Source organism: Streptomyces sp. NBC_01451, assembly GCF_036227485.1.
In the GTDB taxonomy this organism is placed as follows: domain Bacteria; phylum Actinomycetota; class Actinomycetes; order Streptomycetales; family Streptomycetaceae; genus Streptomyces.
Genome location: NZ_CP109479.1, coordinates 1,779,514 through 1,804,216, shown reverse-complemented (window position 1 = coordinate 1,804,216; position 24,703 = coordinate 1,779,514). Strand labels below are relative to the sequence as shown.

At 71.8% G+C, this 24,703-nt stretch carries 20 protein-coding genes; 8 read left to right on the top strand and 12 right to left on the bottom strand.

Annotated features, from left to right (window positions below; genetic code table 11):
* Positions 1-4 precede the first annotated feature (4 nt).
* Genes kdpA through OG595_RS07750 form a run of 4 tightly spaced genes read left to right on the top strand, consistent with a single transcriptional unit; the run spans position 5 to position 5,123 of the window.
* A complete protein-coding gene (gene kdpA / locus OG595_RS07765) occupies positions 5-1,669 on the top strand; it encodes a potassium-transporting ATPase subunit KdpA (RefSeq protein ID WP_329269327.1) in 1,665 nt (554 codons plus the stop codon).
* Positions 1,666-3,795 (top strand): potassium-transporting ATPase subunit KdpB, encoded by a 2,130-nt coding sequence (gene kdpB, locus OG595_RS07760; RefSeq protein WP_329267022.1) that lies wholly within the window; start codon positions 1,666-1,668, stop codon positions 3,793-3,795. The genes kdpA and kdpB overlap by 4 nt, the downstream gene beginning before the upstream one ends.
* A gap of 4 nt (positions 3,796-3,799) precedes the next feature.
* Positions 3,800-4,432, top strand: a complete 633-nt coding sequence (locus OG595_RS07755) for a potassium-transporting ATPase subunit C (protein ID WP_329269325.1) — start codon at positions 3,800-3,802, stop codon at positions 4,430-4,432.
* A gap of 7 nt (positions 4,433-4,439) precedes the next feature.
* On the top strand, positions 4,440-5,123 hold the full coding sequence (locus OG595_RS07750) for a response regulator transcription factor (protein ID WP_329269323.1): 684 nt from the start codon (positions 4,440-4,442) through the stop codon (positions 5,121-5,123).
* 12 nt (positions 5,124-5,135) lie between these two features.
* Here the strand turns inward: OG595_RS07750 and OG595_RS07745 are convergent, their stop codons facing one another.
* From OG595_RS07745 to OG595_RS07705, 9 genes are read right to left on the bottom strand one after another with little or no spacing between them, the layout of a single operon-like run.
* On the bottom strand, positions 5,136-6,086 hold the full coding sequence (locus OG595_RS07745) for a sugar phosphate isomerase/epimerase family protein (RefSeq protein WP_329269321.1): 951 nt from the start codon (positions 6,084-6,086) through the stop codon (positions 5,136-5,138).
* Entirely contained in the window at positions 6,083-6,691 is a 609-nt protein-coding gene (locus OG595_RS07740; protein ID WP_329269318.1) for a nucleoside deaminase, read from the bottom strand. The genes OG595_RS07745 and OG595_RS07740 overlap by 4 nt, the downstream gene beginning before the upstream one ends.
* A gap of 39 nt (positions 6,692-6,730) precedes the next feature.
* The gene (locus OG595_RS07735) at positions 6,731-8,260 is read right to left on the bottom strand and encodes a GMC oxidoreductase (protein ID WP_329269316.1); all 1,530 of its coding nucleotides are present in this window, start codon (positions 8,258-8,260) and stop codon (positions 6,731-6,733) included.
* A 56-nt stretch (positions 8,261-8,316) separates the two neighbouring features.
* Positions 8,317-9,474 (bottom strand): ROK family transcriptional regulator, encoded by a 1,158-nt coding sequence (locus OG595_RS07730; RefSeq protein ID WP_329269314.1) that lies wholly within the window; start codon positions 9,472-9,474, stop codon positions 8,317-8,319.
* Positions 9,474-10,910: a carboxylesterase family protein gene (locus OG595_RS07725; RefSeq protein ID WP_329269311.1), complete on the bottom strand. Its 1,437-nt coding sequence runs from the start codon at positions 10,908-10,910 to the stop codon at positions 9,474-9,476. Before OG595_RS07725 ends, OG595_RS07730 begins: the two co-directional genes overlap by 1 nt.
* Positions 10,911-10,915: 5 nt before the next feature.
* Complete coding sequence (locus OG595_RS07720) at positions 10,916-11,809, bottom strand: carbohydrate ABC transporter permease (RefSeq protein WP_329269309.1); 894 nt, start codon at positions 11,807-11,809, stop codon at positions 10,916-10,918.
* Positions 11,806-12,762, bottom strand: a complete 957-nt coding sequence (locus tag OG595_RS07715) for a carbohydrate ABC transporter permease (RefSeq protein WP_329269306.1) — start codon at positions 12,760-12,762, stop codon at positions 11,806-11,808. Before OG595_RS07715 ends, OG595_RS07720 begins: the two co-directional genes overlap by 4 nt.
* 7 nt (positions 12,763-12,769) lie before the next feature.
* Positions 12,770-13,639 carry an extracellular solute-binding protein gene (locus tag OG595_RS07710; RefSeq protein WP_329269303.1) on the bottom strand — a complete coding sequence of 290 codons (870 nt, stop codon included), beginning with the start codon at positions 13,637-13,639 and terminating at the stop codon, positions 12,770-12,772.
* A complete protein-coding gene (locus OG595_RS07705; RefSeq protein ID WP_329269300.1) occupies positions 13,549-14,070 on the bottom strand; it encodes an ABC transporter substrate-binding protein in 522 nt (173 codons plus the stop codon). The genes OG595_RS07710 and OG595_RS07705 overlap by 91 nt, the downstream gene beginning before the upstream one ends.
* Positions 14,071-14,392: 322 nt before the next feature.
* Here OG595_RS07705 and OG595_RS07700 point away from each other — a divergent pair, with 322 nt between their 5' ends.
* Genes OG595_RS07700 through OG595_RS07685 form a run of 4 tightly spaced genes read left to right on the top strand, consistent with a single transcriptional unit; the run spans position 14,393 to position 20,132 of the window.
* Positions 14,393-16,105 (top strand): hypothetical protein, encoded by a 1,713-nt coding sequence (locus tag OG595_RS07700; protein WP_329269297.1) that lies wholly within the window; start codon positions 14,393-14,395, stop codon positions 16,103-16,105.
* Positions 16,106-16,160: 55 nt separating this feature from the next.
* Positions 16,161-17,480: a MoxR family ATPase gene (locus OG595_RS07695; protein WP_329269295.1), complete on the top strand. Its 1,320-nt coding sequence runs from the start codon at positions 16,161-16,163 to the stop codon at positions 17,478-17,480.
* The gene (locus tag OG595_RS07690; protein ID WP_329269294.1) at positions 17,477-18,736 is read left to right on the top strand and encodes a vWA domain-containing protein; all 1,260 of its coding nucleotides are present in this window, start codon (positions 17,477-17,479) and stop codon (positions 18,734-18,736) included. Before OG595_RS07695 ends, OG595_RS07690 begins: the two co-directional genes overlap by 4 nt.
* A 43-nt stretch (positions 18,737-18,779) precedes the next feature.
* A complete protein-coding gene (locus tag OG595_RS07685; protein WP_329269292.1) occupies positions 18,780-20,132 on the top strand; it encodes a cytochrome P450 in 1,353 nt (450 codons plus the stop codon).
* 284 nt (positions 20,133-20,416) lie between these two features.
* On the opposite strand, the gene OG595_RS07680 is transcribed toward OG595_RS07685, so the two are convergent.
* The 3 genes from OG595_RS07680 to OG595_RS07670 all read right to left on the bottom strand — a co-directional run bounded on the left by OG595_RS07680 (position 20,417) and on the right by OG595_RS07670 (position 24,459).
* Positions 20,417-21,145 carry a GAF and ANTAR domain-containing protein gene (locus OG595_RS07680; RefSeq protein ID WP_329269290.1) on the bottom strand — a complete coding sequence of 243 codons (729 nt, stop codon included), beginning with the start codon at positions 21,143-21,145 and terminating at the stop codon, positions 20,417-20,419.
* A gap of 277 nt (positions 21,146-21,422) precedes the next feature.
* Entirely contained in the window at positions 21,423-23,186 is a 1,764-nt protein-coding gene (locus OG595_RS07675) for a glycoside hydrolase family 35 protein (RefSeq protein WP_329269288.1), read from the bottom strand.
* Between the two features lie 43 nt (positions 23,187-23,229).
* The gene (locus OG595_RS07670) at positions 23,230-24,459 is read right to left on the bottom strand and encodes an MFS transporter (protein WP_329269286.1); all 1,230 of its coding nucleotides are present in this window, start codon (positions 24,457-24,459) and stop codon (positions 23,230-23,232) included.
* Positions 24,460-24,703: the final 244 nt, after the last annotated feature.

Sequence of the window (24,703 nt, the reverse complement as noted above, 5' to 3'; positions counted from 1 at the left end):
CGTCATGGGTCCCGTACTCGCCGGCGTGCTCCAGTTGCTCGCCCTCATAGGGGCACTGGCACTCGCCTACATCCCGCTCGGCAACTACATGGCCAGGGTCTACTCCTCCGACCGGCACTGGCGTGTCGAGAAGTGGATCTACAAGGGCATCGGCGCCGACCCGGACACGGAGATGCGCTGGCCCGCCTACCTGCGCGGAGTCCTCGCGTTCTCGGCCGTGAGCGTCCTGTTCCTCTACCTGCTCCAGCGGCTCCAGGGCGTCCTGCCCGGCTCGCTGGGCTTCTCCTCGATCGACCCGGACCAGGCGTTCAACACCGCCGTGTCCTTCGTGACCAACACCAACTGGCAGTCCTACTACGGCGAGCAGGCCATGGGCCACGTCGTGCAGACCGCCGGTCTGGCCGTGCAGAACTTCGTCTCCGCGGCCGTCGGCATCGCCGTCGCGGTGGCCCTCGTGCGCGGGTTCGCCCGTTCGCGTACCGGTGAGCTGGGCAACTTCTGGTCGGACCTGGTGCGTGGTGTCGTACGCATCCTGCTGCCGTTCTCCCTCGTCGTCGCGGTCGTGCTGGTCGCGTGCGGCGTGATCCAGAACTTCTCCGGCATTCACGAGGTCGGCCAGTTCATGGGCGGCTCGCAGCAGTGGAACGGGGGCGCGGTCGCCTCGCAGGAGGCCATCAAGGAGATCGGCACCAACGGCGGCGGCTACTTCAACGCCAACTCCGCGCATCCCTTCGAGAACCCGACGCCGTTCACCAACCTGCTGGAGATCTTCCTGCTGCTGGTGATCCCGTTCTCGCTGACCCGCACCTTCGGGGTCATGGTCGGCTCGGTCCGGCAGGGTTACGCGATCCTCGCGACCATGGCCACCATCTGGGTCGGCTTCGTCGCCCTGATGATGTGGAGCGAGTTCGCCCACCACGGGCCGGCGCTGCAGATCGCCGGGGGCGCGATGGAGGGCAAGGAGACCCGGTTCGGGGTCGGTGCCTCGTCCATCTTCGCGGTGTCGACGACGCTGACGTCCACGGGGGCGGTGGACTCCTTCCACTCCTCGTTCACCGGGCTCGGCGGCGGCATCACCATGCTCGGCATGATGCTGGGCGAGATCGCGCCCGGCGGCACCGGCTCCGGCCTCTACGGCATGCTGGTCATGGCGGTCATCGCGGTGTTCATCGCCGGGCTCATGGTCGGCCGTACGCCCGAGTACCTCGGCAAGAAGATCGGCACCCGTGAGATCAAGTTCGCGGCCTGCTACATCCTGATCACCCCGGCCCTGGTGCTCGTCTTCACGGCGGCGGCGATGGCGTTGCCGACGCCCGGCAACTCGATGACCAACAGCGGGGCGCACGGCTTCTCCGAGATCCTGTACGCCTACACCTCCGCGTCGAACAACAACGGCTCGGCCTTCGCCGGGCTGAACGCGGACACCCAGTGGTTCAACACCACACTGGGGCTGGCCATGCTCCTGGGCCGCTTCCTGCCGATGGTGTTCGTCCTCGCGCTGGCCGGATCGCTGGCCGAGCAGCAGCCGGTGCCGGTCACCGCGGGCACCCTGCGGACCGAGAAACCCCTGTTCACGGGTCTGCTGGTGGGCGCGATCCTCATCATCACCGGTCTGACCTACTTCCCGGCGCTGGCGCTGGGGCCGCTGGCCGAGGGGCTGGCGTCATGACCACCCGCACAGAGAAGCACGAGGACACGATGTCCACAGCCACCCCGACCCGGGCGCCGCACAGCGATGTGCCGACCGGCCACAAGGACGAAGGCAAGGTCGGCGCGGGTGTCTTCGACCCCGGGCAGTTGCTCAAGTCGCTGCCGGACGCCTGCCGCAAGCTCGACCCGCGGGTGATGGTCAAGTCGCCCGTGATGTTCGTGGTCCTCGTCGGGTCCGTGCTGACGACGGTGTTCTCCTTCAAGGACCCGGGGGACTGGTTCGGCTGGACCATCAGCGCCTGGCTCTGGCTGACCGTGATCTTCGCCAACCTGGCGGAGGCGGTCGCCGAGGGACGCGGCAAGGCCCAGGCGGACACGCTGCGCAAGGCCAAGACCGACACGATCGCGCGGCGGCTCGTCAAGGACGGCGAGGAGCAGGTGCCCGGCACCGAGCTGCGCATCGGTGACCGTGTCGTCTGCGAGGCCGGTGACATCATCCCCGGGGACGGCGACGTCGTCGAGGGTGTGGCGTCCGTCGACGAGTCGGCCATCACCGGGGAGTCGGCGCCGGTCATCCGGGAGTCGGGCGGCGACCGCTCGGCCGTGACCGGCGGGACGAAGGTGCTGTCCGACCGGATCGTCGTCAAGATCACGACGAAGCCCGGTGAGACCTTCATCGACCGCATGATCAGCCTGGTCGAGGGCGCGGCCCGGCAGAAGACGCCGAACGAGATCGCGCTGAACATCCTGCTCGCCTCGCTGACCATCGTCTTCCTGCTCGCGGTGGCCACTCTGCCGCCGCTCGCGGACTACGCGGGCACCCATCTGACGATGGTCGTGCTGGTGGCGCTGCTGGTCTGCCTCATCCCGACCACCATCGGCGCGCTGCTCTCCGCGATCGGCATCGCGGGCATGGACCGGCTGGTGCAGCGCAACGTGCTGGCCATGTCGGGCCGGGCGGTCGAGGCCGCCGGTGACGTCTCCACCCTGCTGCTGGACAAGACGGGCACCATCACGCTCGGCAACCGGCAGGCGTCGCAGTTCGTGCCGGTGGCGGGGACGACGGAGGCCGAGGTCGCGGACGCCGCCCAGCTGTCCTCGCTGGCCGACGAGACGCCCGAGGGGCGGTCCATCGTCGTGCTGGCGAAGGAGAGGTACGGGCTGCGCGAACGCCACCAGGGTGAGCTGGCCGGTGCCGAGTGGATCGCCTTCACCGCCCAGACCCGGATGTCGGGCGTGGACGTCGAGGGACGGAGGATCCGCAAGGGCGCGGCCGGTTCGGTCGTGGCCTGGGTGAAGGAGCAGGGGGGTGCGGTGTCCGAGGACGCCGGCGCGCTCACCGACCGGATCTCCGAGGCGGGCGGCACGCCGCTGCTCGTGGCCGTCGAGGACACCGCCGGAGCACGGGTGCTGGGCGTCATCCACCTCAAGGACGTCGTCAAGGAGGGCATGCGGGAGCGGTTCGACGAGCTGCGCCGCATGGGCATCAAGACCGTCATGATCACGGGCGACAACCCGCTGACCGCCAAGGCCATCGCCGAGGAGGCGGGCGTCGACGACTTCCTCGCCGAGGCCACCCCCGAGGACAAGATGGCCCTCATCAAGCGCGAGCAGGCGGGCGGCAAGCTGGTCGCGATGACGGGTGACGGGACGAACGACGCGCCCGCGCTCGCCCAGGCGGACGTCGGCGTGGCCATGAACACGGGTACGTCGGCGGCGAAGGAGGCCGGCAACATGGTCGACCTCGACTCGAACCCGACGAAGCTGATCGAGATCGTCGAGATCGGCAAGCAACTCCTCATCACCCGGGGTGCGTTGACGACGTTCTCCATCGCCAACGACGTCGCGAAGTACTTCGCGATCATCCCGGCGCTGTTCGCGGCCGTCTACCCGGGCCTGGACAGGCTCAACATCATGCACCTGTCCTCGCCCGACTCCGCGATCCTCTCCGCGGTGGTCTTCAACGCGCTGATCATCATCGCGCTGGTGCCGCTCGCGCTGCGGGGTGTGCGGTACAAGCCGATGAGCGCGGACCGGATGCTCCGCCGCAACCTCGGGATCTACGGCATCGGCGGCCTGATCGCCCCCTTCATCGGCATCAAGATCATCGACCTGCTGATCTCCCTCATCCCCGGAATCGGCTGATCCCATGAACAACTCGGTTACGAACACGGCCCGGTTGCTGGGAGCGGGACTGCGCGCCCTGCTGGTGTTGACCGTGCTCACAGGTGTGATCTACCCGCTGGCCGTCACAGGTGTTGCCCAGGCGGTCTTCCCGGGCAGGGCGAACGGCTCGGAGGTCAAGTCCGACGGGAAGGTGGTGGGTTCCTCGCTGATCGGTCAACAGGGCTACGACCTGGACTACTTCCAGTCCCGCCCGGCAGGCGGCCTGGGTGTGAACTCGGTCAACACGCAGTACAAGCTGATCCTGTCCGGCGCGACGAACCGCTCGGCCGACAACCCCGACCTGATCAAGTGGGTCGAAGAGGCCAAGGCCAAGGTCGTCAAGGACAACTCGACCGCCGACTACCGGGTCAGCCCGTCCGACGTACCCGCCGACGCGGTCACGTCCTCCGGCTCCGGCCTGGACCCGGACATCTCCCCGGCCTACGCCGACCTCCAGGTCCACCGGATCGCCGAGCGCGACGGCCTGTCCGTCGCCCGGGTACGGAAGCTGGTCGACGACCACACGGAGGGCCGCACCCTCGGGTTCATCGGTGAGCCCCGGGTCAACGTCCTGGAGCTCAACATCGCGCTCAGGGAACTGATCAGGGGTCAGTGATTCGGTGATGACCCGGGTGCTGGTCGTGGAAGACGACCCCCAGCTCGTACGAGCACTCGTGATCAACATGCGCGCACGCCAGTACGGAGTGGACGCGGCGCCCGACGGCACCACGGCCCTCCGGCTGGCGGCGGCCCGCCGGCCGGACGTCGTGCTGCTGGACCTGGGGCTGCCCGACATGGACGGCGTCGATGTCATCAGGGCGCTGCGCGGCTGGAGCCGCGTACCGATCCTCGTCCTGTCCGCGCGCCGGTCGTCCGACGAGAAGGCGGCGGCGCTGGACGCGGGCGCCGACGACTACCTCACCAAGCCGTTCGGCATGGACGAACTCCTGGCCAGGCTGCGCGCCGCCGTCCGCCGCACGGAGGAGGGCCCGCTCGCACCCGGCACGACGGTCGTCACGACCGACGACTTCGTCATCGACCTGCGCGCCAGGAGGGCCACCCGGGCGGGCCGGGACATCAGCCTCACCCCCACCGAATGGCATCTGCTGGAGATCCTGGTGACCAACCCGGGGCGTCTCGTCAGCCGCAGTCGCCTGCTCCAGGAGGTGTGGGGCGCCGCCCGGCCCAGCAGGTCCAACCACCTGCGCGTCCACATGGCCCGGCTCCGCCGCAAACTGGAGTCGGACCCCGCACACCCGCGCCACCTGATCACCGAGCCGGGGACGGGCTACCGGTTCGAGGGATGACGGGGCGGCCGATCACCCCCGGGCACTCCGCGCGACAGCCACCCCCGCCCGGAGTGCCGCCACGGGGTCCGGGGCCTCGTCCAGCTCGATGAGTACCGTGCCGGCGCCGGGTGTGCGGGACATCGCGTCGGCCCAGCCCCGCCAGTCCACGATGCCCGTGCCCAGTTCGGTCATGTAGGGCTGCTGCTGGGCGAACACCGTGTCGTCAATGGTGAGTTCGACGTCGATCGGCCCGACCGCGTCCTTCCAGTGCGCCAGCGCGATCCGCTGTGCGTGGCGTCGCGCGACGGCCACCGGGTCCCCGCCGCCGAGCGCGATGTGGCACGAGTCCGGGCACAGCCACACATAGCGGGGGTCGGTCAGCGCCATGAACAGGTCGATGTCCCGCTCGTACCAGAGCGTGCTGTTGGACTCCGTGTGGAAGGCGAGCCGTACGCCGTGTGCGGCGACCGCGTCACCGACCGCGTGGGCGATGTCGGCCATCCGGGACATGTACGCGGCGTCGACGAAGAAGGGCGGACGCGTCCCGAACGTCGTCCGCATGGGCAGCCCGGTGACCAGGAGGTCCGCTCCGGCATCGGCGAGGAAGGCCGCGCGTCGCTCGGCGTCGGCGACGATCGTGGACAGGTTGTCGCCCTGTCGCCAGTCCGGGGCGTCGCTCCCGGCGACGAAGGCGCTCACGACGCTCAGCCCCCGGGCCTCCAGCGCGCGCCGGAACGAGGACGCGCTGCCGAAGGCGCGCAGGGCCGACTCGATGTCCCCGGGCGCGAAGGTCAGCTCGACACCGGTGACACCGGCCTCGGCCAGCGCGTCCAGTGTCCGTCCCCAGAAAGCCCCGGCATCGACGAAGGCCAACTCTCTTACCGCGTCAGCGGATTCGAGGCCCCAGAAGGCCGGGTGGTAGAAGGTGATGACATCGGTGGCGAAGCGCGGTTCGGCGGCGGTGCCGGGCGGCGGAGTCACTCCCCACCCCCGCGGGCGTTGTAGACGACGACGTTGTCGGCGTCCACCGCGGCCCGGTAGTTCCGGAACACGGCGAGCGCCTCCTCCCGCAGCACGTCCTGTACGACCTTGATACCGCGCGACTCGAACTGCTCGGCCCAGTCCGCGCCGAGCGGGCCCTCGTCGAACGTGGTGATCTCCTCCAGCTCCGGTCCCTCGCCCGCGACCACCAGACCACGCACCCCGGACCACATGGTCGCTCCGTAACACTGCACGCACGGACGCCAGTTGACGACCAGCTCGTGCGCCGCCAGCCCCTCGGCGCCCAGGTCCCAGCCGCCGACGGCCGTCTGGGCCAGCCCGAGCGCGACGACCTCGGCATGCGCGCTGGAGACACCGGAGGCGAGGACGACGTTCACCCCGACCGAGACGATCCGGCCGGTGTCCTGCTCGGCGACGAGCGCCGCGAACGGACCGCCGTTGCCCTCACGCCAGTTGCGGTCCGCGAGACGGTGCACGAGGCGCATCCGGTCGTCGCGGTCCGGGACGACGGACGGCACGTCGGCCAACTCGTCGTCGATCCAGGCCGGCAGGGCCACCCGGTATTCCTTCGCGATCTCGATCATGTTCCAACTCCCTTGCAGGCCAAAACGTTCGGCGGAGGTTCAGTGTGCGGCGAGCGCGGCGCGGTGCGCGGTGACGGCTCGGGCCGCCCGTACGGCCGTCACCGCGCCCGTGAGCGTGACGTTGGCGGCCATCGAGGTGGGTATCACGCCGTTGCCGGCGAGGTACAGGTTGTCGAAACCCCACACCCTGCCGTCCGGGCCGCACACACTGGTGCCGTCGTCGGCGGCGCCGGAGCGGACCGTCCCGGTCAGGTGCAGTGACGAGCCCGGCGGGAGCAGCGCCGACTCGGTCTCCGGATCGAACGGGCCGAACTCCGCCGCGATCGACCGGACTTCGGACAGCGCACGCCCGATGAGTGCCCGGTCGGCGTCGGAGTAGGCGAACTCGACGCCGATCCGGGGCAGTCCGGCGAGGTCGGTGGCCGACTCCGAGAACACGAGCCGGTTCTCGGGCCGAGACTCCACGGGCGTGTACAGCGCGAGGCCCACGGAGTGTGCGAGAGGGCGGCCTTCGTCGTCCACGTACGTCCTGTCCATGATCTGGCCGTGGAACGGCTGGGCCGGCCCGTTCTGGGGCAGCCAGAGCGAGTCCGTGCAGAACTCGCCGACGCGGGGGAGCGGCAGGGCGTCGAGGCCGATGCCGAACCGGTCGAGGTCGAGCAGCACCCGGGCGGTGACGAAGGCGTGCTCGTTGAGATACCGGCCCAGGGCGTCCGGGCGGATGCCCGAGGCGAACAGCAACTGGGGGGTGCGCAGCGCGTCGGCGCACACCACCACGCTGTCGGCGCGCAGTTCGGACTCGGTGCCGTCGGCGACACGCCGCAGCCGGGCGCCGCCGACCCGGCCGTCCGACGACACGATGAGCGAGGTCACGAGGGTGCCGGTGACCAGGGTGAACGCGGGGTCGCCGCCCGTCGCGAGCACGGGGAGGATCGTCCCCGGGGCGGTGCGCGGGAGCGGGCCCGAGGCCGGCACGCCGACCGCCATGGGCATGGGCTGCGGGCGCCGGTCGTACGGTCCGGTGCCCTCGTAGCGTCGGCGCAGTACGTCGAGGACCAGTTCGCCGACCTCCGTGGGGCCGATCGGGGCGGGTTCGACCGCGAGTATCCGGTGGGCGGTGGCCAGATCGGCCGCCCAGCCGGCCGGGTCGCCGAAGTCGAACACCTCGTCACCGCCGGGCCACGGCGTCGCGGCGGTCCAGTGCACCCCCATGCCGCCCGCGTTCCACGCGAGCGCCGTCGCGGGCATCGCCTCGGCGTCCTCGCCGAACGCCAGCGCGTGGAACATGCCGGGCATCAGCTCGCCGAGGCCGCCGGCGACCTCCCGCACCACCTCGGCACCCGTGTACATGCCCTGGATGCCGGTGGTGACCCGGTCGTTGTAGCGCTCCCACAGGACGGGGTCGTCGACGTCGTGCAGGTGCACACCGGGGGCCGTGCCGATCGCCTCGCCGCCGTCGACCATCGTGATGCGCAGCGTCGGGTCGGTGTCCCGCAGCAGCCGGGCCACGACGGCTCCCATGATGCCGCTGCCGACGACGAGGACATCGGTGTGGGGGGTGTCGGTCACAGTGAAACTCCATGTCTTGTACCGCTGTCGGTGCCGGGAGGGGGAGGCGCGCGGGGTCACGCGCTGGGGACGAGGGGGCCGAACAGCTCGGTGTCCACACGGTCCAGAGCCAGCTTGACGGCGCCGACGAGAGGCGCGTCGCGGCCCAGGATCGTGGCACGCAGTTCGACGGCCGGGGTGCGGGCGCGGCGCAGTGCGGCGCGAACCCGGGGCAGCAGCACGTCGGCCGCGTCCTCCAGACCGCCGCCGAGCACGATGAGGGACGGCGCGACCGTCCACGACAGGGTCGTGAGGATCGACGCGATGTTCTCCACGAGCTCGTCGACCTCGGCGAGCGCGGTGGCGTCCCCCTCACGGGCCGCCTCGAACCGGCCGAGTGCGACCGCGCGTTGGGCGGGCTCCGGTGAGGTGAGCCAGGCCACCGGGCGGTTCTCGACCGAGCCGACCGGGATCGAGGCCACCTCGATGATCTCCCCCGCGGCGCCGTCGAGACCCCGGTGCACGTCACCCCGGATGAGAATGCCGAGACCGGTCCGGTTCCCGAGCACCGCCCACACGACGTTGTCGTGGTCGCTGGCCACACCGCGCCAACGCTCCGCGAGCGCACCGAGGTTGGAGTCGTTGTCCGCGAACCACGGCACCCGGATGCGTCGCCCGAGCTCTTCGGGCAGGTTCACGCCTTCCCAGCGCGTCGTGTGGACGAGCCGGCGTACGACTCCGTCGTCGTCGATGGCACCGAGGCCCGCGACCGCACCGGCGCGCAGACGGTCCGCGGACCCGCCCGCGTCGTCGAGCGCCTCCAGCACCAGCGCGGCGACGTCGTCGAGCGTGACCTGCGGATCCAGGTAGGCGCGCAGCGGCCCGTGGGCCCGGCCGAGGATGCGTCCGCGCACATCGGCGACGACCGCCGAGGCACCCGAGGTGGTGATCTGCGCAGCCGCCAACAGGGCGTGTTCGGCCCGCAGTTCGTACCGCCGGGCGGGACGGCCCGCACCCCCGCTGGTCGGCACGCGCTCCAGCTCCGTCACCCAGCCCGCCTCGACGAGCGAGTCCAGGATGAGTTCGATGGTGCGGCGCGAGAGACCGGCCCGTTCGGCGAGCGCCGTCAACGTCATCGGTTCGGCCGACACCGCCAACGCCCGCAGGATCACAGAGGTGTTGACGCGCCGGACGGCGCTCTGGTTCAGGCCGTTCATTCCGTTCGCCCCGGACATCAGCACCCTTCCACCACCCCGGACCCGGCCCGTGCGGAGGGTGCGGTGCGTACGACGGGGTCGAACACGCCCGTGGTGTCGGCGACGAGGGGTGCGTCCGGCCGACCGTACTCGCGCGCCGGATCACCGGCCCCACCGGTCGCCCGCGCCCACTCCGGCTCCCGGCCGTGGACGAAGCCGACCAGATCGGCGTGCATCGCGGCGGCCAACTCCGCGGGCGGGCACGGGCCGAGCGCCCGCGCGCTGCCCGGCGCGTCCAGCAGGCCGAAGAAGAACGGGATGTCCACACAGTGCCCGGCCCCGCCGAGCACGGGGGAGGGCCACTCGAAGGAGTACAGCCAGGTCCCCGCACCGGCGTCACGGCGCGAGGCCGCCACGCGCGGGCAGGCGGCCCGGAACAGGGTGTCCGTCACCCGGGTGCCCGCCGCGCGGGCGGCGGCGAGTTCGGCCGGGCCGTACGGGCTCGGGTGCGGGTTCTCCGGCGCGGCACCGCAGTCGAACTCGTCGCCCGTCGCCCCGAGCAGCAGAGGTACGTCGTGCCCGTGCCCGGCGAGTCCTTCGGCAATCGGCACGGGCAGGATGTCGTCGCCGATGACCGGGCCCAACGGGATTGTGCCGTCGTCGAGTTCGTCCCGCAGGCCGATGACGGCCCGCTGGAGCCGCTCCACTGTGCGGCTGCCGAATCCGGCCCGCGAGAGCGGCACCCCGACCCGCTCACCGAGCCGTTGGACGAACCGCCGGGCCGGTTCCCGCTCCCCTTCGACAAGGACGCCGGACAGGCTGACCGCACGCCGGAAAAGGCCGTCGGCAGCAGGCGACGAGAGCAGCGCGAGCACCGCCGCGCCCCCGGCCGACTGGCCGGCGAGGGTGACCCGGCCCGGATCACCGCCGAACGCGGCGATGTTCTCCTGGACCCAGTCCAGCGCGAGCAGCAGGTCGCGCAGCCCGAGGTTCGTCGGTACGCCGTCCAGCGGGGCGAATCCGTCGACGCCGAGCCGGTAGCCGACGGTGACGCAGACGACTCCGGCCCGGGCGAAGGAACGGCCGTCGTACCACGGACTCGCCGGGCTGCCCCCGAGGAAGCCGCCGCCGTGGACCCACACCAGGACCGGGCAGGGTGTCGCGGGCCCGGCGGCCGGTGCGGGAGCGACGACGGACAGGTTCAGGATGTCGTCGCCAGGCACCGACGGCTCGGGCACCGTGGTCGTGGCGAACAGCGGCACGCGTTGCGAGGTGGGCCCGTGCCGGGACGCGTCGAACGGCTCCGGGAACCGGCCGCGCCGGACCGGCACCGCGAACCGCCGTGCACCGGTGGGTGGTTGGGCGTACGGGATGCCCAGGAAGCGCCGCACGGAGCCGGTGCGGCGGCCGACGACCGGGCCGGCGGGGGCGTGGACGGTGACCGGGATGCCGGTGGTGCCGGCGGTGCGGTCCATGGGGGTCACCGCATTCCCGATCCGGAGATGCCCTGAACGAAGTAGCGCTGGAGGAACAGGAAGAGCACCAGCACCGGCAGCATGACGACGATCGCGCCGGCGAGCAGCAGCCCGTAGTCGGTGACGTGGGCGGCTGCCTGGCTGGTCGCGGCGAGGCCGACCGGGAGCGTGTAGGTGTCCATGCTCTGGGCGACGATGAGCGGCCAGATGAAGTTGTTCCACGACGAGAGGAACGACATGATCGTGATCGTCGCGACGGCTGGTCCGGCCAGCGGCAGGAAGATCCGGAAGAAGATCCGGAACTCGCCCGCGCCGTCGATGCGTGCCGCCTCCAGCAACTCGTCGGGGATGGACATCGCGTACTGCCGCATGATGAACACCGACAGCGGCAGCGCAACACCCGGCAGGGCGATACCGGTCAGGGTGTCGGCGAGTCCCATGTCCACGGTGAGTACGAACTGGGTGACGAACACCGTGCTGAACGGGACCATCATCGCCGCCATGACCGCGCCGAACGCGACCCGCCGGCCCGCGAAGTCGAGCTTGGCCAGCGCGTACCCGGCCGCCGACGCGGCCACGATGTTGCCGGCGACCACGAGGGCCGCGACCACCACGCTGTTGACGAGGAACCGCCCGAAACCGGCGGTCCGGAACAGCCGGGTGAAGTTGTCGAGGGTGACGTGGTGCGGGACCCAGGCACCGGGGTCGGAGCGGATCTCGGCGAGGCTGCGCAGCGAACCGCCGACCACCCACACGAACGGGAGCAGGGTCAGCAGGGCGCACAGCACCAGAGCGCCGTAGAGCAGCGGCCGGGAGAGGGAGCGGCGGGGCGCGGTGGCCCGGTCGGTGGCCGGGTCGGCGGTGGGCCGGGTGGTGGCGGGCGTGGCCAGGACGGTCATGAGCGGGACCTCAGCAGTCGGAACTGGACGGCGCTCACCAGGGCCACGAGCAGCAGCATCACGAAGGACGCGGCCGAGGAGACCCCGAACTCGCCCGAGCCGAACTGGTGGTAGGTGTACAGCGCCATCGACTCGGTGGATCCCAACGGGCCGCCGTCGGTGAGCAGATACGGCTCGTCGAACACCTGGAGGTAGAAGACGGTCAGCAGCACCGACACCATGAGGGTGGTCGGCAGCAGCAGGGGCAGGGTGATGTGCCTCAACTGCCGCCAGCGGCCCGCCCCGTCGAGGGCGGCGGCCTCGTACATGTCCTCCGGGATCGCCTGCAGGCCCGCCAGGAACAGCACCATCGCGGTGCCGAAGTTGCGCCACACGCCGAGCAGGATGACGACGGGCATGGCCAGGTTCGGGTCGTCCAGCCAGTTCGGTCCGGCGAGGCCGACGGCGCCGAGCACCTTGTTGACGGTGCCGTCGGAGTTGAAGGCGTACTGCCAGATCAGCGCGACCGCCACCACGTTGGTGACGACCGGCGCGAAGAAGACCGTACGGAACACCCCGCGCAGCCGCCGGATGCCGGAGTTCAGCGCGACGGCCAGCGCGAATCCCAGCCCCATGGTCAGCGGTACCCCGACGACCACGAAGAGCCCGGTGTTCAGGATGTCCCGCAGGAAGCTCTGGTCCTGGAACAGCCGGAGGTAGTTCTCCAGGCCGGTGAAGTCGACGGCGAACGGGTGTCGCAGGTCCGCGCCCCGGAGATCGGTGAGGCTGAAGCCGAGCGCTGCGACGGTGGGGATCGCCGTGTAGAGCAGGAACACGACGGCGAACGGGGCGAGGAACACCCAGGCGACGGCCGTCCGGCGGGTGCCCCGAGCACTCCGGGCGCCCCGAGAACTCCGGGAACTCCGGAGGCGGCGCATCCGGTGCGGCGCCCCCGGGTCGACGGTGGTGGTCATCGGCGGCTCACTTCGCGCCCGTGCCGAGGCTGTCGGCGTACGCCTGGACGTTCGCCGCGGCCTTCGCCGCGGTCTCCGTGCCCTTGGCCACGGCCTCCATCTCCTTGCCCAGCCTGGTCGCGACCTGCTGCCAGGTGTTCACCTGGGGGAACGCCCGGGTGTTCTTCAACTGGGTGAGGAAGGCGTCCAGGAGCGGCTGGTCCGCGATGGCGGGGTCGTCCCAGGCGGAGATGACGGCCGGCAGCGAGCTGTACGCCCTGTACTGGGCGACCTGGGTGCTCGGCTTCGCGAGGTACCGGACGAGCTTCCACGAGGCGTCCGCGTTCCCGGCCCCCGCGAGTACGCCCCAACTGCCTCCGGCAGAGAAGGAGTTGCTCCCCGAGGCCCCGGCGGGCAGCGGTGCGGTGGCGACATGGGCGGCAGTCCAGCCGTCCTTCTTCGCGGCGGTGTCCAGCTGTCCGATCACCCACGGCCCCGTGATCATCATGGCGGTCTTCCCGGACACGAAGTACGGCTGCGCGTCGAGGAAGGTGGGCCCCGCGGTGTCGGCCGTGCCGGAGGTGAAGAACGACGCGTTGTACTGGAGCGCGTCGACCATCGCCGGAGTGTCGAGGGTCCACTTCCCGCCGGACGAGAGCAGGGAACCGCCGGCCTGCCAGGCGTACATCGCGACGTCCTGGCCGTTGAAGATGTCCCACCCGATGTCGGCCCCGAGGCCGCGCCGGGCTCCCGCGCCCTGGAGCGCCTTGAGGAACGGCACCGTCTCGTCCCATGTCGCCGGAGCCTTCACGCCCGCCTTCTTCGCGAGGTCGGCGCGGTAGACGAGCGCGTAGGTGTAGGCGTACCAGGGCACCGTGTAGGCGACGTTTCCGGCCACCCCGGCGGCCCAGAGGCTCCGAAGAAGCCTGCCTTGTCGACGAGGCCGTCCGGGACGGGACGCAGGATCGACGGGTCGAGGAACTGCGCCTGCGACTCGGGGAAGAACTGGGCGAGATCGGGCCCCTTGCCCGCCGCGATCGCCGACTGGAGCTTGGTGTAGTACTCGCCGTTCGGGATCAGCGTCACCTTCACGGTGACGTCGGGGTTCGCGGCCTTGAAGGGCTTGATGACCTTGTCGAGCACATCAGCATCGCCCTGGGCGGCCCAGACGGTGACGGTGCCGGTGGCCGGGGAGGCGTCGACGGGGGCGGCGGTGGCTGTCGCGGCGGCGGTGTCGTCGCTGCGTCCACAGCCCGTGAGGGCGAAGGCGCCGGTGAGGGCTATGCCTGCGGTCAGCTTGAGGGCGCCGCGTCGGGAGGGGTTGGACACTCGGGGCTCCTGTGCAGGGATTTCAGGGGAAAGCAGCATTTTTGGTCCGATGGACCCCATGGGTGCGATGTCGCCTGTGAGGCTGATGGGGAGAAAGCTATGAGTGCGGTATTTCGGCCGAGTGGCGGACCCGTCACGAATAATTTCGGAACTTGTAGCGAAATCGATTCGACACGATCTGCCGCATTTGCGTACTACGGATCACGGTTGGGCTCGCACCGAAAACAGGTGGCGGGTGGGGGAGGGGAGCGTTACCGTCTCGGACGATGACTACCGACTCCGTTCACAGATCGGGGGTCCCGTCCGCGCAAGGTGAGTGCTGATGCTCACTGAGAACGGGTACGGGGACACCCACCTCTCCTTCTGGCCGCGCGTACGGGAGTTCGCCGTGCCGCCCGCCATGATCGAGACCGCCACTGCCCGCCGCCTCGCCGGGGACTGGGCGGGCGCGTGTGCCGCCGCAGGCATCGACGTCGATCTGAACCTACGGTCCGTGGCACGCACCCACGGCCGCGAACTCGCCGCCCGGGTCCGCGCCGATCTACGCCACTTGGTGCCCGACCTGCTGCGCTGGCACCTGCCGAGGATCGCCCCCGACGGGCTGCTGCGCCCGGGACTGACGATCGGCCTGGCCCGGTACGACGACCCCGGGCGGACCGGCGCCCACCCGGTGCACCTCGTGGCCCGCACCCCGCCGGCCTGGGCGGACGCCGGCCAGCGGATCAGCCTCACGCTGTGGGACGGATCCCGCACGGATGCGGGCGCCCGCCGCTCGGCGCACCCGCACCCCCACCCCCACCGGCGGTTCCGTCTCGATCTGCACCGCCACCTGTGGGACGCGCGCAGAACCGCCGAGCTGCGGGCACGGTCCGGCGCGGACCGGCCCCCGGGCGGCAGCCCTTCCGCGCCGCCGGTCCCGGATCTCCTGGCGTGGGTGCCCCAGGGGCTTCGCTGTGCCGTGGACCGGTGGGCGGCCGAGGCACGGTTGCTGCTCGACGCCGACGGACGGTCCACCGGTGCCGGTGCCGGTGCCGGTGCCGGTGCCGGTGCCTGTGCCTGTGCCTGTGTCGGCGTGAGATCCGGGCCAGGCTCCGGTTCCTGCACGGGCGGGGGCAGGGGCACGGGTGATGCTCTCGGCCCCGGAGTCGCTACTGGAATGGGCATCGGTCCCGACGCGGTCCAGGGCACCTGCACCGGTACGGGCACAGGGACCTGCACCGGTCCCGGAACCAGCACCGGAATCACCACCGGTTCCTGTTCCGGTTCCGGGACCAGCACCGGCCCCGGAACCGGTGCGGGCACCGTCACCGTGCGGCTCGGGGACCGGCAGTGGCTGCTCCTGGATCTCGGCGCGGCCCCGGACGGCGGCGGGCCGCCCGCGTTGCGGATCAGGCGGGCGGCCACCGGCGGCGGCATCTCCGCGCTGCCGGTCCTGCCCGACGCGGCGACCTGGGTGCTGCCCGACCTGGAACTCGTCCGTACCGGCGCGATCGAGGCGGACCGGCTGCACCCGCTGGTCGCCTCGGCACTCCTGCCGGACCGTCCGCCGACCGGTCCGCCCCGGAACCCGGCCCGGGCTGGGGAGCCACGCCTCGTGGAGTGCCGGGGCGCCCGGCACCGGATCGGACTGGTGGACGGGGTGCTGGCCCCGCTGGACCACGACCCGGCCGAGACCCGCCGGGAAGAACTCCTGGCCGAGCTGACCGGTACGCCGCTGCCCTGCCTGCAAGCCATCGACGAGGCCCACCGACACCCGGACTGCCTCACCGGCGTACGCGAACGCCTGGACCACGGAGACATCGCCGGTGCGCTGGCCGTCGTGGAAGGCCTGCTCGGCCCCGACGCGGTGCTGCGCGGCGGCGCCCTGCGCGACGAACTGGAAAGTGCCGCCGAGCGGCGCATCACCCACGGCCTGTACCGGGCGGGCCTGATCGGACCGGCCCCCGCCCCCGGTCCCGGCCTCGACGGCTACGCCCGGTACGGCGGCCGTACCCGCGACCACCGGTCCCGCCCGCGCCGGGCGACGCTCCGCTGACCCGGGGGACGCCCGTCCCCCGCACCCACTTCTCACGAACCCAAGGTGATCGACCATGTCCACAGGTACCTCCTTCGCCGCCCCCGAGACCCGCACACCGAAGGCCCCCACGGCCCAGCCCCAGATCCCCCGACTCGACGTGGCCGCCCAGTTGTTGACCCTGCTGCGCGACACCACCACCGAACCGCGCCCGGATCCCCAGCTGGAGGCCCTGACACTGGCCGTGGCCGCCGACCTGCCCGTCCTCCTGTGGGGTGAGCCGGGGATCGGCAAGACCGCGGCCCTGACACAGCTGGCCGCGGCCCTGGATCTGCCCCTCACCACGGTGATCGCCAGTGTCCACGAGCCGTCCGACTTCTCCGGGCTGCCCGTCATCGGCGACGACCCCGCGACACACGGCGTCCCGATGGCCCCGCCGGACTGGGCGGTACGACTCGTACGGGCCGGCCGGGGGCTGCTGTTCCTCGACGAACTGTCCACCGCGCCGCCGGCCGTTCAGGCCGCGCTCCTCCGGCTGGTCCTGGAGCGACGGATCGGCGCCCTCCAACTGCCGCCCGGCGTAAGGATCGTGGCCGCCGCCAACCCCCGGTCCTCGGCCGCCGACGGCTGGGAGCTGAGCCCGCCGCTGGCCAACCGCTTCGTCCACCTCCAGTGGACCCACGACCACGAGGTCGTCGTACGCGGTCTGGGCGGCACCTGGCCCCGGGCCGCCCTGCCACGGCTCGCGCCCGAGAAGCTGCCGGACGCCGTGGACTTCGCCCGCCGCGCGGTGTGCGGGCTCCTCGCCGCCCGTCCCAGGCTCGTGCACCGACTGCCGAGCAGCGAGACGCGCCGGGGCGGCGCCTGGCCGTCGCCCCGGAGCTGGGACATGACCCTGAGCCTGATCGCCTTCGCGACCGCCGCCGGGTCCTCCCGGGAGGTCCTCTCCCTGCTGGTGAGGGGCGCCGTCGGGGACGGCCCGGGGCTGGAACTGCTCGCGAGCCTGGACCGGATGGACCTCCCGGACCCCGAGACACTGCTCGCCGACCCGGCGAGCGCCGCCCTGCCGGAACGGGGCGACCTGCGCCAGGCCGTGCTGGACGGCGTGGTGGCGGCGGTCCGGGGGCGCCCGGAGAAGGCCCGCTGGGACGCGGCATGGGCGCTGCTGGTCCGGGCGCTGGAGACCGGGGCGCCGGACCTGGTGGTCGTCCCGGCGACCACCCTGGCCTCGCTGCGCCAGGAGGACTGGGACGTGCCGGCGGAGATCGAGAAACTCGCCGGAGTCGTGTCCCTGTCCCGGCGGGCGGACCGGGCGGCGGGCCGCGCGGCGGCTCGGACAGGGACAGGGACAGGTTCCGGTTCCGGTTCCGGGGCGGGAACGAGGGGCGGCCGATGAACACCGGCGCGCCAGGGACCCTGGATCTCGACAAGCTCTTCACCGCCCGGCTGCACGCCGTCCGGGTCCGCCCGTACCTGGCCACGGCGCTGTTCGCCCTGCACCCCGTCGAGTCACGGCAGGTGCCGACGATGGCCGTCGACCGGCACTGGCGGTGCTACGTCTCACCGGCGTTCGTGGACCGGACCCCGGTCGAGGAGCTGGCCGGAGTATGGGTGCACGAGGTGTCGCACCTGCTGCGCGACCACCACGGGCGCAGCGACCGTTTCGCCCGGGAGCGCGACCTGAGCGGCCCCGGGGAACGGCTGCGGATGAACATCGCCGCGGACTGCGAGATCAACGACGACGTGTTCGGCGACGGCCTGGTGCGCCCCGAAGGCGCTGTCGAACCAGAGGCGTTGGGACTTCCGACAGGCCTCCTCATGGAGGAGTACCTGGGCCGCTTCCGGCTCGGGCCGAACACGCTGAGCCTGTCCTGGCTGGACTGCGGCAGCGGCGCCGACGGACTGGGACGGCCATGGGACCTGGGACCTGACGGCGCGCACGGCCTGAGCGAGCAGGAACGGGACGCGGTCCGGTTCAGGGTGGCGCAGGGCATCAACGGCCGCCCCGGACATGCCCCGAAGGGGTGGCGGCGATGGGCGGAGGAGGCCTTCCACCCGCCGCTGCCCTGGCGGGAGTTGCTGGGAGCGGCGGTCCGTTCGGCGGCCTCCGGCAGCGGCGTGGGCGAGGACTACACCTACGGCCGGCCGGCGCGCCGTTCGGCGGCCCTGCCCGGCGTCGTCCTGCTGAGCCTGCGGCGCAGGCCACCCCGGGTCTGCGTGGTCATCGACACCTCCGGGTCGGTCAGCGACGCCGAACTGGGCAGCGCCCTCCTGGAGGTCGCGGCGATCTCCCGCGCGGTGGGCGGCCGACGCGACCTCGTCACCGTACTGCCGTGCGACGCGGCGGCCCACATGGTGCACACGCTGTGCCGCGCCGAGGGGATTCCCCTGACGGGCGGCGGGGGTACGGACCTGCGCACCGGCTTCGCGAGGGCGCTGCGGGCGACCCCGCGCCCCGACGTCGTCGTGGTCCTGACCGACGGCCAGACGCCCTGGCCGGACACCCGGCCACCCTGCCGGACCGTGGTGGGTCTGTTTCCCCGGCGGCACACGGGCCGGCCACGGGGCGACAGCGAAGGCGACGACTACGTGCCGGACTCGCCGCCCGACTGGGCGCGCGTGGTACGCATCGGGTCGGCGTCCACGGTGTGACGCCCGGTGCTCTCCGGCCCAACAGGACTGACAGGATGGGCCGATGAGCACCCCTTCCTCACTTCTGTCGGCCTTTCGTCCCAAGGTCCAAGAGCGGCTCTACGACTTCTACGAAGAACTCCGGAGCGCCGACGACCTCTTCTGGGACCGCCGCACGGGAGCCTGGATCGCCACCGGGCACGCGGTGGTCAGCGGTGCGGCGGGCCACCCGGGGCTGTCCTCGGTGCGCTACCCCGACATCGAGGCCGTCCCGGACGAACTGCAGCCCCTGGCGCGGGTACTGAGCCGGCAGATGCTCTACAACGACGCCCCGGAGCACCCCCGGCTCCGCGCCCTGATCAGCAGGGCGTTCGCTCCGCGCGCGGTGGCCCTACTCCGTGCCCGGGTCGTCGAAGCCGTCGACCGGATCATCACCGGGGTGGCGCCGACCGGCCGGATGGACATCGTCGCGGACCTCGCGCGCCCCCTCCCGCTCACCATCATCTGCGACCTCCTCGACGTACCCGAGGCGGACCGTGCCGCCGTCGCCTCCTGGTCCGAGCCGGTCGCCGAGGCCATCGGCAACTCCCGGCTCGACGCGGACCGCAACCGCGAGGCCTCGCAGAACATGGCGGACATGCTCGCGTACCTCCGCGGACTCCTCACCCGCCAGGACACCCCGCCGGCCCCCGGCACCCTGCGCGCGACGGTGACCGCACAGGCGGGCAACACCGACCAGGACCTCGACGAACTCCTCGCCAACTGCGCCCTGTTGCTGATCGCCGGCCACGAGACCACCACCCACTTCATCGGCAACGCCACCCTCGCCCTGCTCCGCCACCCGGACGCGGCCGACCAACTGCGCCGCAGGCCCGAGCTGATGCCCGCCGCGGTCGAGGAACTCCTGCGCTACGACGCCCCGGTACAGCTGATGCTGCGCCGCGCGCGGCACGATCTGGACCTGGCGGGCCGCAAGATCGCCGAGGGGCAGACGGTGCTCCTGGTGGGCGGCGCCGCCAACCGTGATCCGGCCGTCTTCCCCGATCCCCATGTGCTGGACTTCGAGCGGTCCGGTTCCGGCGGACGGCACATGGCGTTCGGCCACGGTCCGCACTTCTGCCTCGGCGCGGCGCTGGCCCGGCTGGAGGGCGAGATCGTCCTGGAGGCGCTCCTGACCCGCCTTCCCGGTCTGCGGTTCGACGGCACCGAGCCACCGCGATGGCAGCGCAGCCTCAACTTCCGCGGCCTCACCCGGCTGGACGTCGCCTTCACCCCGTCCTCGGACGCCCGCACCGGCGCCACCCGGACCACGCCTGCCGACGCCGCCGCCGCCGTCGCCTCCGGACCCGCCTCCGCGCCACAGGCCGACGGCTGCCCGGTCCGGCGGCCCGGGGACGGCGAGTTCGCGGGCGCCTGACCGCTGGGGAACGCTGCCCTGTCCTGGCTCGGCACACGGCGCACGGTGATTGGTGAGCCGTTCCTCCGTCGGCATGATCGCGCCACCATGCCGCTGACCGGCCGGAACGCCCGCCGCGTCCCGGGGGCCGGGGCCCCGCTCCACTGTCCGACCGGGAACCCGGGTGTGTGGAAGGGGTGTGACGGGGGACTTGGTCCACAGGTCAGGTTCGGCGTCCCATGGGGCTGAGCCTGCTCAGGTTCCTCTGGTTCGGACGTTGTGCCGGGGGAGCCGCCTGCCGGGGGTCACGGAAGGCCGCCCTGTTCGCAGACCCGTCGGGCGACCTCGTGGAGCTTGGTGTTGTTCCGCTGCGAGTAGCGGCGCAGTACGTCGAAGGCCTGCTCTTCGGTGATGTGATGGCGGCCCATGAGAATGCCCATCGCCTCGCCGATGACATGGCGGGTGGCCACGGCCCGTTCCATCTGCGCATGGGTGCGGGCGCTGGAGAAGGCGACAGCGGCGTGGGAGGCCAGCAGCCACCCCGCCAGCTCGCTGGCCTCGGTGAACGCACCGGGTTTCCGTGAGTACAGGTTCAGCGCGCCGAGGTCTTCGTCGTCGGTGAACAGCAGGAAGCCCATCATGCTGCCCACTCCGAGCGCCTGGGCCTGCGGGGCGTAACCGGGCCAGCGCGAATGCTCGTCGGTGACGTCGGCGATGCGGAAGACCCGCTCTCCCTGGGAGGTGCGGGCCGCGTCGAAGCACGGCCCTTCGCTCAGGCGCTCCTGAAGTTGATCGCTGTCGATGACCAACTGGTCGGTCGGGGCGAGCGTCTCGACCGTGTTGCCCTGGAGCACCAGGATGCCGGCCGCGTCGCAGCCCTCCACCAGCTCGGTGGCCGACTTGGTGATCCGCTGGAGTGTGGCGTTGACCGACTCCTGCGCCAGGAGATCCCGCGCCATCGACGCCATCTGCTGCGCGAAGCGTCCCCAGTCCACTTCGGCCTCCGCTTCTCGTCCGGTCCGGACAAGCCTCATACCCAGTTTTCCACGCCCTCCTCAGGACGGCGTCCCAGCCGTGCAAACTACCGCTCACTCTCCGTGTCGGCCAATGTCCACGCCAACGTCGACGTCCATGCCGACCGGGCCGGCCCGGCCCGGACCGAACCGGTGGGGAGGCCGGTCCGGCCCGGGCCGGAACTGACAGAGCTCGTCGACGCGGTCGACGCAGGCGGTCACCCCGCCCGTCTTCGTCCTGAACCGGAGACGCCCGCCGCGGGTGAGCCACCGCGGTGGAGCCGCCTGCTGTGGTGTGTCAGGAGATCACCGGGCCGAGGTCGGGGGTGTCGGTGAGCAGGGCACGGACCGAGGTGGTGGCGTGCAGCTCCAGCAGGACCAGCTCGTTGGTGCCCTGCCGCAGTACGGGAGCGGGCACGTAGAGGGTGTGCTGCGGTCCGCGGTTCCAGTAGCGGCCGAGGTTGAAGCCGTTGATCCAGGCCTGGCCCTTGGTCCAGCCGGGCACGGTGAGGAAGGCGTCGGCGGGCGTGGCCACCTCGAAGGTGCCCGAGTGGAAGGCGGGCGCGGCGGCCGTCGGCTCGTCGGTGGGGGCGAACGGCACCGCGCTCAGGTCGTCCAGGGGCAGCGGGTGGCAGTCCCAGCCGCGCAGGGCGGTGCCGTTGAACGAGACGGGGCCGAGCAGGCCCTTGGGGGCGCCGATGCGGGGGCCGTAGTTGACGCCGCCCATGTTCTCGACCAGGACCTCCAGCGTGGCGCCGGGGTGCGGGACGCGCACGGCCAGGGTCTCGTCGTGACGCTCGCGCTCCAGCGTGCCGGCACAGACGCCGTCGACGAAGACCTGTGCACGGTCGCCGACCCCGCCCTCGAAGTGCAGCAGGCCGTCACCCGAGCCGGGAACGGTGGTTCGGTAGATCGCGTACCCGGTCTGCTGCCCGAGCTCCAGCATGGTGACCGGGTTCTCGGCGTGCACCGGTGCGGCCAGCTTCCCGGCGTTCGGCAGCAGTGCCGCCCGGTGACCCAGCTCCACGGTGACGGGCGCCAGTTTGGGGCCGGGCGCGGGCACGGGCTCGTCGGGGACGGGGGCGTGGCGGGCGATCACGTCACGGAAGGCGTGGTACTTGGGGCCTGGGTCGCCGCACTCGGTGAGGGCGGCGTCGTAGTCGTAGGACGTGACGGTGGGCTGGTAGGCGTGTTTGTGGTTGGCGCCGTTGGTGAAGGCGAAGTTGGTGCCGCCGTGGAACATGTAGATGTTGACGGAGGCGCCCGCCGTCAGCAGCCGGTCGAGGTCGGCGGCGGCGTCGGCCGCGTCCCGCACGTGGTGCGGTCCGCCCCAGTGGTCGAACCAGCCGATCCAGAACTCCGCGCACATCAGCGGGCCCTGCGGCTGGTGCTCGCGCAGCCGCTGGAGGGACTGCTCGACCCGGCTGCCGAAGGTACTCGTGGCGAGCGTGCCGGGCAGCCCGCCCGCGGCCAGGTGCGCGGGGTCGGCCTGGTCGCAGGTGAACAGCAGTTCCTCCACGCCTCGGTCGCGGAAGGCCTGGGCGAGCCGTTCGAGGTAGGCGGTGTCGTCGCCGTAGGCGCCGTACTCGTTCTCCACCTGTACGGCGATCACGGGACCGCCGGACGAGGCCATGTACGGCATGAGCGGGGGCAGCAGCACGTCGAGGTAACGCTCGACCGCGTCCGTGAAGCGCGGGTCGCCGGTGCGCAGCCTGATGTCCGGGTCGGAGGTGAGCCACGAGGGCAGACCGCCACCGTCCCACTCCGCACAGATGTACGGACCCGGGCGCAGCAGTACGTGCAGCCCCTCCGCCTGGGCCTGGGCGAGGTAGCCGGGCAGGTCGAGGAAACCGTCGAGGACGACCGGGCCGTCCGGCTCGGGCTGGTGGAGGTTCCAGGGGACGTACGTCTCGACGGTGTTGAGGCCCATCAGGCGGGCCTTGCGCAGCCGGTCGGCCCACTGGTCGGGGTGGACGCGGAAGTAGTGCATCGCGCCGGAGATGATCCGGAACGGTTCACCGTGCAGCAGGAAACCGTCGGACGTCGTTGTCAGAGCGGACATGCGAGAAGTTCTCCTTCGGGTGGGCGGGGAATGGCGGGTCGTCTCAGCTCGCCCCGGTGTCGCGGGCCGGCGTGGTGCGCGTGGCTCGGATCAGCCACAGGGTGGTGGCCAGGCACAGTGCGGAGACCCCGCACAGCAGCAGCGGCACCGCGCGGATTCCGGACCACTCGATGGCCTTGCCCAGCGTCGGACCCGCCAGGACTCCGCCGACCATCGACGCGGCGATGACCAGGGCACCGGCCCGGCGGGCCTGCGGAGCGGCCTTGTTGAGCCACGGCAGTCCGGTGGGGAAGATCGGCGCGATGAACAGACCGACACCCGCGTACGCGTACGGGGCGAATCCCGGCACGGTGGCCAGCAGCAGCGACACCGTCATGCCCGCGCAGGACACGGTGATGATCGACTGGGCGGAGAAGCGCAGCGCGATCGGGGCGACCAGGAAGCGGCCCACGGTCATCATCAGCCAGTACACGGAGGTGGCGGTCGCGGCGAAGCCCGCGCCGTAGCCGACGGTCTCCAGGTGGGTGGGTTCCCAGCCGCCGACACCGGCCTCGATCCCGATGTGCAGCACGTAGAGCGCGACGAAGGCGGTGAGGACCGAGCCCAGACTGCGGCCGAGGACCGACCCGCCGCCACCGGCCTCCGTCTCGGCCGCGGTGCCCGACGGGGGCGTCCGGTCGCGGACCCCCTTCAGGCACAGCAGCAGGGGCAGGTTGGCGAGGGCGAAACCGAGGAAGACCGCCGGATAGTGCTCGGAGCCGATCACACCGATGAGGGCGGGGCCGAGGATCGCGCCGACGCCGAAGTGGGCGTTGAGGATGTTGAGCATGGCGGTCGAGCGGTTGCCGAACCCGACGGCGAACAGCTGGTTGAGGCCGTAGTCGATGCCTCCGAAGCCGAGCCCGGCGAGCAGGGCCGTGGCCAGGGCGGCAGGCCAGTTCGGCGCCAGCGCGAAGCCCGCCGCGCCCGCTGCCATGAGCAGGTACGAGACGCCGAGGATCTGCCGGTTGCCGAGCCGGCCGTACAGCCGGTCGAAGAGCAGCACGCCGGTGACACCGCCGATGAAGTGGGCGCTCAGCCCCAGCCCGGCGGCCGACGGGGAGAGCCCGAACTCGTCACGGAAGGCCGGGATCGCGGGCCCGTACAGAGCCTGGAGCGCGCCGATGAGGACGAAGCCCACGCAGGAGGCGACCACGGCGGCGGTACTGAACACCGGGGTGTCCGGTGCCGCCTGCGACGTCGTGGCACGCGGTGCGGTCGGTAAGTCGGTCACGGGTTCTCCTGAGGACGGCCCACGGTCTCGGTGGGCGGGGACGAGAGGGGATGTTACCGGTAACACCCTGCCGTCAGGAAGGGATTTCCGTGACCTGGACGGCCGGCGGGGACCAGCTCGTCCCGGGCACCCGCGCGCACTGCGGTATGGCGAGGCCGCGGGACACCGGCGATGCCCGCGGGCAGCCGGGAACAGGTGGCCGGGCGGAACCGGGAGGGGGCGACGGCACGCGCGTCCGGGCGCG